The organism is Limnoglobus sp. (genome assembly GCF_059499385.1).
The window spans coordinates 42,845-57,681 of record NZ_JCABYM010000018.1 but is presented as its reverse complement, the minus strand read 5'-3'; the positions used below and the strand labels follow the sequence as shown (position 1 = coordinate 57,681).

Annotated in this window: 12 protein-coding genes and 1 pseudogene; 8 read left to right on the top strand and 5 right to left on the bottom strand. The window is 69.5% G+C overall.

The features are described 5' to 3' along the window. Window positions 1–114: 114 nt before the first annotated feature. Window positions 115–786 carry a hypothetical protein gene (locus AC5JJ2_RS03040; RefSeq protein ID WP_495856481.1) on the bottom strand — a complete coding sequence of 224 codons (672 nt, stop codon included), beginning with the start codon at window positions 784–786 and terminating at the stop codon, window positions 115–117. Window positions 787–2,290: 1,504 nt separating this feature from the next. Here AC5JJ2_RS03040 and AC5JJ2_RS03035 point away from each other — a divergent pair. After that, window positions 2,291–2,833, top strand: a pseudogene (locus AC5JJ2_RS03035) (3'-5' exonuclease); the annotation flags it as partial. Between the two features lie 28 nt (window positions 2,834–2,861). On the opposite strand, the gene AC5JJ2_RS03030 reads toward AC5JJ2_RS03035, so the two are convergent. Then, window positions 2,862–4,268, bottom strand: coding sequence for a replication initiator protein A (locus AC5JJ2_RS03030; RefSeq protein ID WP_495856480.1), 1,407 nt, complete (start codon window positions 4,266–4,268; stop codon window positions 2,862–2,864). Window positions 4,269–4,776: 508 nt separating this feature from the next. Here AC5JJ2_RS03030 and AC5JJ2_RS03025 point away from each other — a divergent pair. Beyond that, window positions 4,777–5,481 carry an AAA family ATPase gene (locus tag AC5JJ2_RS03025; protein WP_495856479.1) on the top strand — a complete coding sequence of 235 codons (705 nt, stop codon included), beginning with the start codon at window positions 4,777–4,779 and terminating at the stop codon, window positions 5,479–5,481. Continuing rightward, window positions 5,481–5,852, top strand: a complete 372-nt coding sequence (locus AC5JJ2_RS03020; protein ID WP_495856478.1) for a hypothetical protein — start codon at window positions 5,481–5,483, stop codon at window positions 5,850–5,852. The genes AC5JJ2_RS03025 and AC5JJ2_RS03020 overlap by 1 nt, the downstream gene beginning before the upstream one ends. Window positions 5,853–5,869: 17 nt before the next feature. Here AC5JJ2_RS03020 and AC5JJ2_RS03015 read toward each other — a convergent pair whose 3' ends face one another. Then, a complete protein-coding gene (locus AC5JJ2_RS03015) occupies window positions 5,870–7,015 on the bottom strand; it encodes a PDDEXK nuclease domain-containing protein (RefSeq protein WP_495856477.1) in 1,146 nt (381 codons plus the stop codon). Window positions 7,016–7,235: 220 nt separating this feature from the next. On the opposite strand from AC5JJ2_RS03015, the gene AC5JJ2_RS03010 reads away from it, so the two are divergent. The 3 genes from AC5JJ2_RS03010 (at window position 7,236) to AC5JJ2_RS03000 (ending at window position 11,253) form a co-directional block, all read left to right on the top strand. After that, window positions 7,236–8,522: a hypothetical protein gene (locus tag AC5JJ2_RS03010; RefSeq protein ID WP_495856476.1), complete on the top strand. Its 1,287-nt coding sequence runs from the start codon at window positions 7,236–7,238 to the stop codon at window positions 8,520–8,522. Continuing rightward, window positions 8,512–9,840 (top strand): hypothetical protein, encoded by a 1,329-nt coding sequence (locus AC5JJ2_RS03005; RefSeq protein WP_495856475.1) that lies wholly within the window; start codon window positions 8,512–8,514, stop codon window positions 9,838–9,840. The genes AC5JJ2_RS03010 and AC5JJ2_RS03005 overlap by 11 nt, the downstream gene beginning before the upstream one ends. Before the next feature lie 360 nt (window positions 9,841–10,200). Further along, window positions 10,201–11,253 carry a protein kinase domain-containing protein gene (locus AC5JJ2_RS03000; protein ID WP_495856474.1) on the top strand — a complete coding sequence of 351 codons (1,053 nt, stop codon included), beginning with the start codon at window positions 10,201–10,203 and terminating at the stop codon, window positions 11,251–11,253. Between the two features lie 8 nt (window positions 11,254–11,261). Here AC5JJ2_RS03000 and AC5JJ2_RS02995 read toward each other — a convergent pair whose 3' ends face one another. Continuing rightward, a complete protein-coding gene (locus tag AC5JJ2_RS02995; RefSeq protein WP_495856473.1) occupies window positions 11,262–12,641 on the bottom strand; it encodes a hypothetical protein in 1,380 nt (459 codons plus the stop codon). Beyond that, window positions 12,638–13,684: a protein kinase domain-containing protein gene (locus AC5JJ2_RS02990; protein ID WP_495856472.1), complete on the bottom strand. Its 1,047-nt coding sequence runs from the start codon at window positions 13,682–13,684 to the stop codon at window positions 12,638–12,640. Before AC5JJ2_RS02990 ends, AC5JJ2_RS02995 begins: the two co-directional genes overlap by 4 nt. A 102-nt stretch (window positions 13,685–13,786) precedes the next feature. Between AC5JJ2_RS02990 and AC5JJ2_RS02985 the strand changes: the two genes are divergently transcribed. Together AC5JJ2_RS02985 and AC5JJ2_RS02980 are read left to right on the top strand one after the other, a co-directional pair. Beyond that, window positions 13,787–14,197: a hypothetical protein gene (locus tag AC5JJ2_RS02985; RefSeq protein ID WP_495856471.1), complete on the top strand. Its 411-nt coding sequence runs from the start codon at window positions 13,787–13,789 to the stop codon at window positions 14,195–14,197. Further along, on the top strand, window positions 14,194–14,835 hold the full coding sequence (locus tag AC5JJ2_RS02980) for a hypothetical protein (RefSeq protein ID WP_495856470.1): 642 nt from the start codon (window positions 14,194–14,196) through the stop codon (window positions 14,833–14,835). The genes AC5JJ2_RS02985 and AC5JJ2_RS02980 overlap by 4 nt, the downstream gene beginning before the upstream one ends. Window positions 14,836–14,837 lie beyond the last annotated feature (2 nt).

The following is a 14,837-nucleotide window of genomic DNA, read 5'->3' as shown; positions in this document are numbered from 1 at the left end:
GGTATTATCCGGCCAAGAGCCGCCAGAGGCGGCGGGCGTTCAGGACGAGCAGGATGACGCCGGCCGCCTCCGGGTAAGCCAGCGCGAGCGCGCCCAACACCACATACCCGGCCGTCACGCCGCCCTCGCCGGCGGGGCCGTGTCCCCGAACGGCCGGACGATCCGCCGCCGCAGCCCCAACACCTCGACCGGGACGGAAGACAGCCCGGCCTGCTTCCGCACGTCGTTCACCCGTCGGAGCAGGAGCAGCAGTTGGCGGCGGACCGGGGCGTACCGCTCGAACGGGACATGATAGAACGCGACGGCCAGGTCGGCGGCCCGGTCGTGGGCGCGGTCCAGCAGTGCGGCTCGTAGCCCCAAGTACGCGGCCCGCTCGATGGTCACATGCGCGTGCCAGGATGGGTCGGGTTGGCCGGCCCGCGTCCGCCCGCCGCGGCGATAGCTGATGGAGTACCCGGCGTAGGTAATCGGGTGCCGGCGGACATCCCGCACCCGCTCCCCTTCCTCCGCGAAGAACGGATGCGCCCCCTTCGTCGCCAGAACCGCGAAGAACCGCCCGTGGCGGATGAGTTGGAGATTGGCGTGCCCCGCACGCTTCCGCCGCAGCCGGGTAGACTCGGACACGGCGATGCCATACTTGGCCACCAACTTCGCATCGACCGCCGCCGGGTCTTTGTGCCCCGGCACGACGCCGGTTACATAAAAGATGTAGCCGTGCCGCAGGTAGCAGCACGCGATCTGTTGCACGAACCCCTCCACACTCGTCGCCTCGGCCCGATACCGCATGTGCCTCCGCTGATTACAACACCTCAAGGATGGGGAGTTGTTCGCGGCACAACTCCCCGAAAGCCGCACGAAACCTGACTCGGCACCAACCCGGACCGACACGCACCGATCTCGCGGTGGCGACCGTCGTCGTGCGTACCAGGCACGTCCGACGCAAGCTCGCCGTCCGACCGCGGGGCGAACTACATTCCTCCAGTTCGCCCCGCCCAATCCATACTGCCCGTCAGCCCGGACAACCTCTGGCGGTCCGCCCAAAATGTGGATACACGTCGGGCGTCCGCCGCCGGTTCGCCGTTCCAAGACACCCGTCCTCCCGGACGGCTCTCGTGGAACCGCTCGCGCCTTGCCAGGGACCGACCCGGCCGGGTTCCTCCCGGCCGGCCGGCACGCCAACTCCGCCAATCCATACTGCCCGTCAGCCCTTTCGTCGTGGTTCTGTGCCCGGCACCACCCGTGAGCACACCAACGGCCGCACCACTGCCTTGCAGGGCGACCGCCCGACCTCCCGGTCGGCTCCTACTCGGGCCACTCTCCCGGACTACGGGGTTTCAAGCACCTCGATGACCAGGTCGAGGCACCGGGGACCAGCCCGGCTCCCGCAGCCTTTCCCGCGTTAGTCGTCGTCTTCGCACCGTGGGTCACGTCGCTAACGGGTGTTACCCCGTGGGACCGCCGCCGCACGCCCCGCCCTTCCGGGCCGGGCGCTGTTTGCACACCGGGTTACGGCGTGATTTCGGGGGACCGAATGTAGAAGCGTCCCCTTACCCTGCGGCGTCAGTCGTTCGCGGTTCGGCTCCGTCTCCGCACGGCACTCACCGGCAAGCCCTCGCGGGCCTTTCGTGGTTGAGCTGTTCATCGCCCTCGGTTTTGCCGAGGGTCGCCGGGTCGGTCCGACCCGGTCCGGCCTGTCGCCAGGCTCGGAACTCCCCACGCCGGCCGGGTTGGACGAGGTGCGTGACCTCGACCCCCCGCGGGCGGGATTACGCGGCTTGTGGCCGCCTCACCCGCTTTGAACGACAACGGCTCGACCGAAGTCGAGTCTGTCCGCGTCGCCCCCACTCTTGAGGACGCACGCCATCGGATCGAACCAGTGGATTACTCGGCTCAGGGTCTTCTGACTTACAACGCCAGCTTGACCCCGCATCGGATTACTCACTGGAGCCTCCGTCGAACCGGACGAGCACGTCTCCGTGCATCCGGCTCTACGGGCCGACCACCCGACGGCTGGTGAGGCCGTCCCCTTATCCCCGGCTGGTGAGGCCGGGATTACCGGGCGTGGTCGTGGACTGCGTGGCGTCCTGCTGCCGCCCGCTGCGTACGGGATAGACCGCACGCAGACGAACGACACGTTTGACGATAACGACAGCCGCGGCCGGGCCTCCGATTCCCGACCACTTCGGGGTGCATACCGTACGACCCGGAAGATTACCAGAACCTTACCGAACGGTTGCAATCCGGTCCGAGGCCGTGCTACCCAGTCGGAATCAATCTTGACGGAGGGGGTGTGAGAATCGCCGCAGACCGACTCGTGTTCGTAGACGTGGAGACCGCCGAATCGGACGCGGGGTGGGCGGTGATCCAGGTGGCCGCCGTCGCAGTGTCCGGCCGCTTGCGGGAACTCGCCGCGTTCGAGGCGAAGGTGTCGGTCTCCCGACCCGTCCGGCACAGCCGGTTCGACCCGGCGGTGTGGGGCCGCGAGGCGCGACCGGCCGCCGAGGTGGCGCAGGCGTTCGGGACGTTCCTTCGCGGCCACGCCACGGTGCTGGTGACGCCGGTCCGGGGCCGCCCGTACCGGGTGGCCCAGGTGGTCGCCCACAACGCCGAATTCGACGGGGCGATGCTGCGGGCGTGGTTCGACCGGGCCGGGTTGTTCCTGCCCGGGCATTTCCGCACCCTCTGCACGTTGCAACGCGCCGCGTGGCTGTTCCGCGAAGCCCCACACCTGGACCCGCCGGCCGACTACAAGCTCGGCACCCTCTGCCGGCATTTCGGAGTACCCTTCGACACTGACCGGTCGCACGAGGCACTCTACGACGCGCGGGCGGCGGTCGTGTTGTACCAGGCAATGACGGCGTTCAGCGACCGCCGCCGGTTCGCTCGAAATGGTCGAGCAGGACGATCCGGCGGTAGTCCTCGAACAGCGGGCCGCCGACGGGTTGCAGCCGACGGTACCCGTCCCGCTTGGTCGTCACCGCGGCGGCGAGAGCCGCCCCCTCGAACGCGGCCTGCTCGCCCGCCGGCCACGCCTCCCAGACGGCCGTAAACGCCCGCCAGCGGGCCTCCGCCTCGTTCCGCTCCTTCGCCTCTCGCCGCGCCCGCAATTCCCGCTCCGCCCGGTTTCGGGATTCTGACGCGGCTTTCCGCTCCCGCCGCCGGGCCGACGACTCGAACCCCGGCGGCAGCGGGTACTTGTCGGGGTGACGGACGGCATCGACCAGGAAGCCGGGGCCGCGGGCCGTCCCCGACCGGCTCGACCAGTCGTACAGTTCGACCGCGGTTTGGACCCGCTCGGCCGGGTGTGCTTCGACGAGTTTCGCCGCCGTGGTGGCGACGACACCGTGCTGCACCAGTTTCGCGGCGAGGTCTGAAGCGGGTGCGGGTGCGATTGAAGGATTCGCACGAGACTTCTTTCGCGTGAAGATGACCCGCCACCGCCCGCGGTTCACCTTGCGGAAGCGTTGCTCGGTGGGCAGCGGGTGCAGTTCCCACACCGCTTCGAGTTCGCGGATGCCGCCCGCCAACGCCCGCTTCATCTGGGCGGTGTCGTAGGTGTCGGACAGCCGCACCTTGCGGACGGCCAACTCCCGCAGGTCGAAAGTGACTTCGCTCGCCCGGTAGAACCGCTTGTCGAGCAGCCGGTACAGCCGCTTGGCCACCGGGTCGCGGAGTTGGCAGTACAGGTTCCAGTCGAGCTTTTTTAGATAGCCGGCCTGAAAACTCTCGAAGAACACGTCGTTCCAGACGAACTTTGACACCGACGGGGCCGAGGCCCGTTGCGAGCTTTCTTTCTCATACAGGGCCAGGAAATCGAACACCCCGAAGTCGCGCGTCACCCAGCTCTTCTTGGCGTGATCGTAGAACGCCCGGTCGGAGTAGACCGTCACCCCCTTCCACCGCCGCAGGGCGGTGGCCAGCCGGGTGTAGCTCTTCCCCTCGTCCGCCCAGCGGAGCAGCTTCAGCAGCTCGTACCGGCTGAACCGCACCTCCCGGCTGGCAAAGTTCTGGATCGCCGAGAGTTGCACGCAGGCGAGGAGCACGTCCTCGTCGCGGGCCGTGGGCAGGCCGTATCGGTCGCTGCCGGAGACGGCGAGTTCCCGCTTCACCATGGCCCCTCGCTCCGGGTCGAACACCTCGTCGCGGAAGACCACCGTCTTGCGGCCGTCGAGGAAGCGGTCGGCGACCGAGGACAGCGGGCACTCGACCAGGTTCATCTCGTCCCGGCCGTCTGCGAACGACTCCCACTCGCGTTGAACCTTCACCACCGCCGTGTTGTTGTTTTCTTCTCTTTCTGATCCAGAGTACAGGGGCGGAATTCGCGTGTGTTCCCGCGCACTTGGCCCCTCGAAACCTGTGTCATTTCCCGTGACACTGACCCCGTTCCCTGTGTCATTTCCCGGTAGAAAGCTGTTTCGCTTCCCGCTGGTTCCCTGTGTCGTTTCCCGGTGGACCCTGTGTCGTTTCCCGGTAGCCGCCTGTGTGCCCATCGCCCGTCACTTCAACTGAGTTAAACCCAGCCCGCACCCTGGCACCCCGCCGGCATTCCCGCAACCCCCTTTCCCACAATGGGGCCGGTCGTCCACCAGGAGGGCCGGCCGTCATGCCAGCCGGCCAGCCTGCTGACAGGCAGGCGCCCCGGTCGGACGCCTTCGCGTCGATCCGGCCGCGCGGCCGGGTTACGGGCGTGGTCGGTTGGTGACCCGCCGGCCGGGTCCGCCGCTGCGTGAAATACCCTCTTGCTAACCGGCCGCCCGGTGTGGCACGGTCGCCCCCATGATCATCGCCGTCGTCAATTCTAAGGGCGGGGTGGGGAAATCCACCCTCGCTGGCAACCTGGCCGGGTGGCTGACCGCCCACGGCCGCCGCGTCACACTCGCCGACTGCGACACCCAGCAGTCGTCGTCCGACTGGCTCCGCGAAGCCGCCCCGGACGTGCGACTCGCCCGGCTGGCCACCGCCGACCAAGTGTTCGAGGAGCTGCCGGCGCTCGCCGCCGAGGCCGAGTACGTGGTCGCCGACGGGCCGGGCAGCCAGACGGAAATCAGCCGGTCGCTGCTCTTGTTGGCCGACCTGGCCGTCGTCCCGTGCAAGGCGAGCATGTTCGAGGCGCGGGCGCTGGCCATCAACACGGCGTTCGTCCGCCAAGCCCAGGACATCCGCGGGGGCGTGCCCGAGGCGGTCGCCGTGCTGTCAATGGTCGGCCGCGACTTCCGGCTCACCAAGGACATGCGGGTGGCGGCCGAGACGCTCCGGCTCAAGCTCGCCGTCACCCCGCTCACCCTCCGCCAGGCATACGCCGACGCGCCGGGGCAGGCGGCGTTCGTGTGGGACATGGGGTACGCCGCCCGCGACGCCGCCACCGAGGCGGACGCCCTGTTCCGCGAACTGCTCCCGCTCGCCGCTACCTCGATCGCCCTGCCGGGCCGCCGGGGGCGGGGGGCGTTGCGGCCCGCCCACGCCGACGGAACGGGGGTGTGATGTCCGACCGCCGTTCTCTTTCCGCCACCCTGACCGACCTGCCGAACATCGACCCGGCCGCTGCCCGCGCATTCGTCACCCAGGAGAAATCGCCGCCAGAAAACAGTCGAGCCGCGGACCGGACCAAGTCGCCCCCGGCCCGTCCGGTTGCGTCCGAGACGACACGGAAGCCGGCCAAGCGGACCCGACCGTCGGGCATCGCCCCGGTCGGCCTGATCCCGGTCACCGTCCGGCTGCGGCCGGAGGTCGCGGGCGGGCTGAAGCGGGCGTCGCTGGAGCGGGAACTGGCCGGCGAGGAGCCGTTCACCCAGCAGGAACTCGTGGAGCAACTGCTCGAACCGTGGCTTCGCGAGAACGGCTTTCTCGCGTAACCATCAACCCGTCCCGATCAACCCTCCTTCTTCCGCCTTATCTTTGATTTCACGGGAGCCTGTTTCACAACCTGTTGAGGGCGATGACGTTCCGGGTCCGGCGGGTCGAGTTCGTGGGCCAGTTTCTCCGGCAGCGACGCGATCAGTTGCGTGACGTAGGTGGAGACGGCGAGCGGCTTCTCGATGTCCCGCAGCGCGTACTCGGCCACCACCCGGTTCTTCGCCCGGCACAGGATGATGCCGATGGACGGGTTGTCGGCCGGGTGCCGCATCAGGTCGTCCACCGCCGACAGATAGAAGTTCATCTTCCCCGCCGCTTCGGGCGTGAACCGTTTCGCCTTCAAGTCGAAGATCACAAAGGCCCGGAACTTCAGGTGGTAGAAGACGAGGTCCAGGTAGAAGTCGTCGCTGCCGACTTCCAGATGGACCTGTTCGCCGACGAACGCGAACCCGGCCCCGAGTTCGAGCAGAAACTGGCGGATGTGATCGACCAGCCCCCGCTGCAACTCGACCTCGGCGTGGTCCTCGGCCAGGGTGAGGAAGCTGAACGAGTAGGGGTCTTTCAACGTCTCACGCGCCAGGTCCGACTGCACCGGCGGCAGCGCCTTCGAGAAGTTGCTGACCGCCTTTCCCTTGCGACCGTAGGCGTCGGTGTCGATCTGGTGGTCGAGTACCGCCCGCGACCAGCCGAACTCGGTCGCCGCTCCGGCGTACCACAAGCGGGCCGCCGGGTCTTTCACCCGCTCGACGATGGTGACGGTATGGAACCACGGGACGGCCAGGAACGGCGGGGGCGGGTCGAATTGTCTCGCAGGCTGCGAGACGATTTCGGCCGAGGGCGCGAAGGCGAGGACGAAGGCCCTCATGCGGTAGATGTTCTGCCGGGAGAACCCGCTTTGGCCGGGGAACTCGGTCTGGAGGTCCACCCCGAGCCGCTCGATCACCTTGGCCCCCCAGCCGGCCGCCCCCTGCCGCTGAACGATGGCCAACCCGATGTCCCAGTACAGCCGGATCATTTCCGCGTTGACCGCGACGGCCGCCTTCAGTTGGGCCGAGCGGACCCGTGTCTTCAAATCGGCGAGGAACGCCGTGTAGTCGGACGGAAGGACAGCACCGCCCACCACGGGGACGAGCTTCTTCGGCGTCGGTTTCTTCTTGCCCATCGGAACCTCCCGAGCGCGAACCGTATCAGATGTCCGTCCGGCGAGGAAGGTCATCGACCGTCGTTGGCCCACCGCCGGACCCGCCGGGAGTGCGTGAGGGACTCCGGCGGGCACGCCCGTGGACAACGACATCGACCCCCGTGCCATCCGCCCGGAGACGTAACATGGCGCGACTCCCGTCGCGTGACGGGGGATATATGTCCCTCACGGAGAACCCGCCATGAAGTTGCTGACCCCGGTCCGACCGCCCACGCCTTCGGTCGAACACCGCCCGCGTGTAGCCCCGCGCCAGCCCGTACCTACACAACCCCGACGGAACGAGGCCGGGGCTGGCCACGCGGACGAACTCGTCCGCACGCTCTTCGCGTCGCTGATGGCGGAACTCACACTCCCGTTCCAGGATCACCCCACACCGGACGATGCCATCCGGGGTTACGGGGCCGACATCGGCCGGTTGCACCGCGCCACCGAGGAGGCCGACCGGTTCATCCGCCGCGTGCTGGACCACTACCTCGCCAACAGCCCGGACCCGGCCGTGCGGGCGGAGCGGGCGAGCGAACTCGGCCGGGCGCTACCGCCTCTCGCGCCCCCCGAGAACGTCCTGTCGGCCGAACTCCTCGCCCGGAACGGCGACCCCGGAGGAGACCTCACCACCGCGGTCCGGGTCGCCGCTGCCCGGTTGGCCGCAGGCGTGGTGCTGACGCTTCAGGCTCTCGCCGCCACCCGCGTCTGCGGGCGGATCGACTGGCCGCGGCCCGACCTGTGCCGGTTCACCTACTACGAGGAGTCGCTCAGCCGGACCGTGACCAAGACCCGCAAGCGCAAGAAGAAGAAGGGCAACCCGCCGCATTCACCATCCGGCCGTCGCGTCCTGCGTATCGACACCGTGACCGAGGTCGAGACCACGACCGACCACCGCCGGTGGACGCAACACGAACACCACCTCGCCGACGCGACCGCCGCCGCAACGGGCTACACACGCTGGGCCGTACCGTCCCGGGTTCTCCATCTGATGGAGTCCGCCCCGGACTGGGTCCGCCGCCACCTGCTGATCGTCGAAGGCACGCGCATCGTCGAGCGGTCCGTCACCTGGGAGTCGAACAAGACCTCGGACCGCATTCTCGACCAGCGGGACGTGCCCGTCTACGCCCCCGACCCGGCGCTCACCCTGGGCGAGTTCGTGCTGGCCGGCTGGTCCGAACCGGAGAACCACGCCGCATCGGATTCCGTACTCACTGCACCCCGGTCGTCCGCACCGGCTCGCAACACGCTCGGGGAAGTCGTCGCGTTGTTCGGCGGCGTGCTGACCGTCCTACTGGCCGTCGATGCGGTCGGTCACGCCACATCCGGTTCCGCTTGGCCCTCGGTCGTCGCCGCACTCACGACCGCGGTCGTGACCGTCGCGGCCTTCGCTCGGACCGGCGTGCGGCCGACGACCGCGACTGGTACAATAACCCCAACTGTCGAATCCGAGGCCCGCCGGAGGGACGCCACCCATGAGCGTTGACCCGACCACGATCCCGCCGACCAGCCCGCTCCCGCCCCGGACGAACCGCCCGGCCACGCTGATGACGGTCGGCGTCGGTCTGGTGCTGTCCGCACTGCTCACCGGTGCGGCTTACCTCTGGTCCGGGTTCCGGCCGTCGCCCGGAACACCGGCGACCGGTTCGGCAACGGCCGGCACGAACGGGACGACCCCATCGGCACCCGGTACGGGCGGCGAGGAGGCCGCCGCCGAAGCCCGCCGCGCCAAAGAACTCGCCGACGCCAAACGGCGGGCGGAGGTCGAAGCCGAAGCGGTCGCCCGCCGCGCGCGGGTGGCGACACTCAAGGCCGAAGGGGAGACGGTTCGCGAGGCTCTCGCCCGGTTCGACGAGCAGGCGGCGGCATGGAAGGCCGGCATCGCATCGCTCCGTACCGACGAGGCCGGGCGCAAGCTCGCCGCCGATCCGAACCAACTGACCCCGGTCGCCACGGCCCTCACCCGCGACCGGGTGACACCCCGCCAGCGGGCCGGGTGGGACGAGCAGTTCCAGCAACTGATGGTCCCCGTCGTGCTCGCCGACCGCGATCCGACCGCGGTAGTCGTTGTCGCCGAGGACACGCTCGCCCAGATGACCCGGCTCCTCACCGCCGTCCGGGCGGCCGAGAAGGAACTGGCCGCGGACCGGGCCGTCGTCGAAACCGCAAAAACCGCCACCTCCTCCCGGTCGCCCGCCGCACACACGCTGGCGGCCGCGTTGGAGCAGCGAACCGCGGCCGAGCGGACGGCCGAGTTGACCCAGGTCGAGGAGGCCCGGCAAGCGGCCTTGAAAAAGCAAGCCGAGGAACTGGCTGCCATCGAAGCCAAGAAGATCGAAGCCGAAGGTGCGACGGCTAAGGCCGACGCCCTGACAAAACTCCAAAAGGCCGAACACGACAAGAAGCTGGCCGAGATCGCCCAGAAGGCGGAGGAGGAGAAGCAGAAGGCGGCTCGCGCGCGGGCTCAACTCCTCGTCGAGTACGAGGCCGACTTGCCGACGATCAAGACCACGCTCCCCGCGTTCATCACCCACGGGAAGACGCACCGCAAGGACACCTCGAACGGTCCCGTCTCGCTGACGGTCATCCAGAGCAAGCGCGCGCTGGAAGACTCCCGCGAGGGGATGAAGGCGTTCTGTCACATGGCCCACCAGGTCAAGGACCGTCAGTCTGGGCCGATCCCCAGTTTCCTCGGCAGCGAATTCGACTGGCAGAACCTCGACAAGGACACCGTTCGCAAGGCCCAGGGGTTGATCCGCAAGTACGGGACGATCATGGTCGAGAAGGGCCTTCTCGGCGAGTAGGAACGCGATTACGCGGCGGCCGTGGTGTCCGGGCCGCGCCGCTCGCTGGACGCTCGCCGCCCTGGACGGGCGTGGCCGGGGTGGCCTGGGGGCCACCGCCGGCCCGGCTTGAACGCCTCCCGCTCGCCTCGGCGGCTCGCGTCGGGGCCGGGCCGGTCGGGACCGGCCGCGGCCCTCGCCTCCGCTGGACGCTCCGGCCGCCCCGCCCGCCTGGACGGCGGTTCGGGGCCGGGCACCCGACCCCCACGCCCCACGGACCCGGCGACGGCACGTCCGGCGACCCCGCGAGCGGCCGGTGGAAGTGCCGTGCCGTCACTCGAATCCGCGGGGCTTCGGCGGCCTTGCCGCCGAGAGTGTCGGGTGCCCGTTGCCGCCGACACCCGCCCCGACACCCGCGGGCGGGCCGACCTCCGCTCCCGTGAGACGCCGATGGCCCGTCGCCGGCCCCGCCACACGATCCGTCACCGCGGCCACACCTATCCGGTGATCGGCATGGAACGGGTTCGCGGCCGTGAGTTCTTGCTGCTGCGCGAACTCGGCTCGCCCGACCGGCCGCGGTATCTGGCCTTCGACCCGCACGCCGGATTCCGTGGGGAGCTCCGTCGGCTGACTGTCCTGCCCAAGTCCGAAGACGGCCGGCAGCACTTCGACGCCCTGCTGCGCGCCCGCCGGACGAACGACGCCTTCTCGGTCGTACTCGCCTGGGAGGACCGACCCGATGCGGTCGTCCTCGTCCACGAGTGGGTGGCCGGCGATTCGCTCCGCTTTCACCTCGACCGGGCGAAGACCGACCCCGGTCGGTCGATCAGCCCGCACCAGGCCGTCCGACTGGTGAAGGGGCTGGCCCGCGGCCTCGACTGGTATCACCGCGAGTCCTGGCTCGTTCACGGCGACGTGACCCCAGAGAACCTTGTCCCGAACCGCAAAGCCCGGCGGATGGTGCTCATCGACTTCGGCTCGGCCTGGCCGATGGAGCGGACCGCCCGGCGGGGCGGGGAGGGCTGCACCCCGAGCTACGGGGCACCCGAACTCCAGGGGGCGGGCGGAGTGGTGGACGGCCGGGCCGACCAGTTCTCGGCGTCGGTCGTCTTGTACGAGATGCTCACCGGCGAACTGCCCTACGGGTGGGGCGGCAAGGCCGGCCGGCCGGAGTACGCGGCCGTCAAGGCGAAGACCTACCGGCCGCCGAGCGTCCTGGTCGCCGGTCGAGTACGTCTCACCGACCGGGCGTGGGCGGCCATCGACCACGCCGTCGGCACCGGGGTCGCGTTCGACCCGGACCGGCGGTTCGCGTCCGACCGCGAATGGGCCGCCGCACTCGAGTACGCTTGGCGGGAACTCGACCCCGTTTCGCCGCCGTCGCCACCGACCGGGGTCGTCACCCGGTTGCTCCGCTACTTCCGCGGCCGCTGACCGGCCGCTCACAGGATGCCCGCGCCGAACGCCTCGTCGTCGTCCGGTACCTCCGGGCGCTTCGAGGCCTCCTTGTTCGACGGGTCGGTGCCGGCGGGGGCGACCCGCGGCGTCTCCGCTCGTGGGTGAACCGCTGGCGGGCCGGCCGGGAAGGGAACCGGGTTTTGCGTCGTCTCGATCATCGGCTGGATGATTGCCGCGGCGGCCGGGTGGGTCGAGCCGGGGAAGTTGTTGTTGACGACGACTTGAATCGGGGTCACGACCTGGGGCACCGGGTCGGGTTCGACCGGCTCGGCCGGCTCGACCAGGGTGAGCGCGAGTCGCACGGCCCGGTCGTGCGGCGGCACCCACCGGAACAGGTCGCCGCACAGGCTGTGGTAGCGGGAGCCGTTGTTCGCGTTCGACGGGTGCGGCGAAACCGACCGGCCGTCGATGACGTGGATGGACGGCGCGGGCGGCGACGAGGCGTCCCACCCGCCGTTCCGGTCGGCCGACGAAGCGGGACGATCCGTGACCAACTCCCGCGGCTCGCCGTGCGGGCACCCGCGGCACCGCGATCCGGCGTTCGACGGCTCGGCCGGCGGACTCGCGTCCGCCAACGTGCGTCGGAATTGTTCGACCGCGACCGGGGTCGGCGGGACGCTGTAGCCGGTCGGCACGACGAGAACGGTCCACCGGTCCGGGAACAGGATCACGCCGAACGGCGACTCGGCCCGTTCGCACACCCCGATCAGGTGTGAGTACGCCGCCAGCGCGGCGAACTGCGACGGCCCGGCCGACGGGCCGCCCTTATGCTTGCGGAACACCGGGACGCGGAGTGACCCGCGGACGAGCAGCCGCCAGGGGCGACCGTCCAGGTCGAGAGTGGGGTCGAGGTACGCGGCCTTCGGCTTGACCACCGCGAACCCCGCCCGGTGGAAGTCCCACCAGTTCCACTCGACAGCGCGGTTCAGGTCGGCCGGCACCTCGCGGGCGACGGCGCGGCCGAGGTGCTTGCGGAGATACCACCACACCCCCCAACACCGCCGGACCATGACGACCCACCAACAAACCAGTGGCAGAAGGAGGCCGACCCCGGTCCACAGAAACCCGGCCCAGACCCAGTCGTGTAACACCAAGAAGGTGACGCCAAGAACGCCGGCCAGCCCGACGCTGAAAATCAATTGTCCTGCCATCCGCCGGAGTACTTCCCGGAGCACGTCCGCGTCGTAGTCCGGCAAGAACCCGAGCGAACCGTAGCTGTCGTCGTCCTCGACGAACGTGTCGCCGGTGTGCCCGGCCCGCCGGGCGATCCACCCCGCGCGGGGGCAGAAGGCGAACTCGGCAAGTTCCCACGCCGACGCCCGGCCGTTCGGCCGCAGGTCGTGCCCCGCGTCGTACGAAATCACGTCCACCCCCCAATTGCCGTTGCCACCTCTCGCACCGACCCCGGTCGGCGCTCCGATTCGATGTCGGCGCACCGGGCCAGGATGTTGCGAACCGACTTCGGCAGTTTAGCCCGAGCCAGCCGTTCGGACGTATCAGTCGGCGAGGGCAACTCGCCAAGCACGACTCGGGCCAGCACCCGCGCCCAACTGTACAGGTCTGCCCGGCCGTCGATCTCCCCGCTGTCGAGTTCCGGGGCGCGGTACAGTTCGTCCTTCCACACCGCCGGCTTCACCGTCGGCGCGCCGATGGTCAACTTGGCCAGCTCGAAATCGGTCAGCACGGCTCGGCCGTCGTCCGCCAGGATGATGCGGGCCGGGGCTAGTTCTCGGAACACGATGCCGTGTTCGTGCAGCGCCGCCAGCCCGGCGAGCGCGTCGCGTGCCAGTCGCGGAACGTCGATGGGGGAGGGCGACGGGTTGCTCAACCGTTCTTCCAGCGTCTCGCCTGGCACCCAGAAGTCGATCACCCACCAGCCCGCCTGATCCGGCGTGCAGACAAAACCCGTGTTCTGCACGATGTTCGGATGGCCGCCAACCCGCCGACACACTTCGCGGTGACGCCGGAGTTCGTGCTGACGCCTTGAACGGTCCGCCGCACGGATGCCGGCCAACAGGTAGTACTTCCCTCGGGCCAGCACGCCCTCCTCGAATGCGTGCTTCATCCGGCAGACGAAGTATTGCAGCCCGTTCGGGGCTGTGACGCACGGACCCAGTTCCTCCACCTGCCACTCGTCCGTTCGCGGGAGGTGAAAGACGCGATCCGGTGGGACGGCCGCCGGACTCGGGTCGCGGAAGACGGAGTGCAGCGGGACGCCCAGGCGTTTCGCAATCGCTTCCGCACAGCGGACGGAAATCGGTTGACCCGCTTCGGCCCGTTGCACTGTCTTCCGGCTCATGTCCGCCGCTTGAGCCAGTTCTTCGACCCCGATGTCCCGCTCGACCCGTGTCGCGTTCAGCACGTCCGGGATCGGTTCGAGGTGGCGGGGGCGTCGCTTCTTCTTCATGGGTCTTCTCGGGACTGTCCCACCTGTCCTCTTACGGAGTCTCGTCCCCCGAAGAACATTGACCGTGGTCGATCTCTTCCCATTCTCGCGGAGGTGACTGCGGTGAGCAAGTTGCTACAAGCCCTGTACGACCGGCTGGCGGAGCGAATGGCCGCCGTGTTCGGCAAGTTGATGACCTCCCACGTCCAGGCGATTCACGCCGAGCAGGAAGCCGAGTGTCAGAGCCGGCTCGAAGAGTTGGCTCGAAAGTACGAGGCCGACGGGCAGCCGGAAGTCGCCGCCACCTTGCGGCAGCGGGCGCGGGCACTCGCTGGCGACAACCCGCTCGCACTCGGCGCGGCCCTCCTCGATCATCTCGGCACCGTTCCCGCGCCGGCCTTACCGCCGACCTCTCAACACCACCCGGCCCTCCCTGAGGCCCCACCTGCCACGCCACCGGCACAGAAGACCGGCGGCCGCCGCAAGCTCACGCTGCCATCCACGCCGCCCGCGAGCGAGGAGGGCCAGCCGTGAGTTCGACCCTGCTTCTCACCGACCGCGACCGGGACTACCTCGACACGCTCACCCGCAAGGTCCGGCTGCTCAGTCTTCGCCAGACCGCCGACCACTACTACGACGGCGAGCGAGCCAACGCCCGGCGGCGGCTGCGGCAACTGGTCGCGGCGGGGCTGCTGGTGCGGGCCACCGTCATCGCCCGCCCGCTCCCCGTACTGCTTACACCGGTCGTCGCCTGGCGGCCGGGCGACGCGACCCCGGACGCCGGAGTGGTGTCGAACCGGCTCAAGGCCCGGTGGCGAAACCGCCCCGCCCGCGAGTGTCGAGTCGTCCTGGCCACGGCCCACGCCGCCCGGCTCACCGGCGGGCGGGCGTCGGGGCAACTCGCCCGCGAGACCCAGGCCACTCACGACCTGGGTGTTGCCGCCGTCTACCTGCACTTCCACCGCACCGACGCCCGGCGGGCCGAGGCGTGGCGCGGCGAAGACCTGATAGCCGCCTCTCGCCGGGGGCAGAAGTGTCCCGACGCATTCCTAGTGGACGCCACCGGCGAGGTGCAGGCCGTCGTCGAGTTCGGCGGGGCGTACGACCCCGACCGGGTGCGGGCGTTCCACCTCGACTGCGCCGACCGCGGCCTGCCGTACGAGGTGTGGTGACC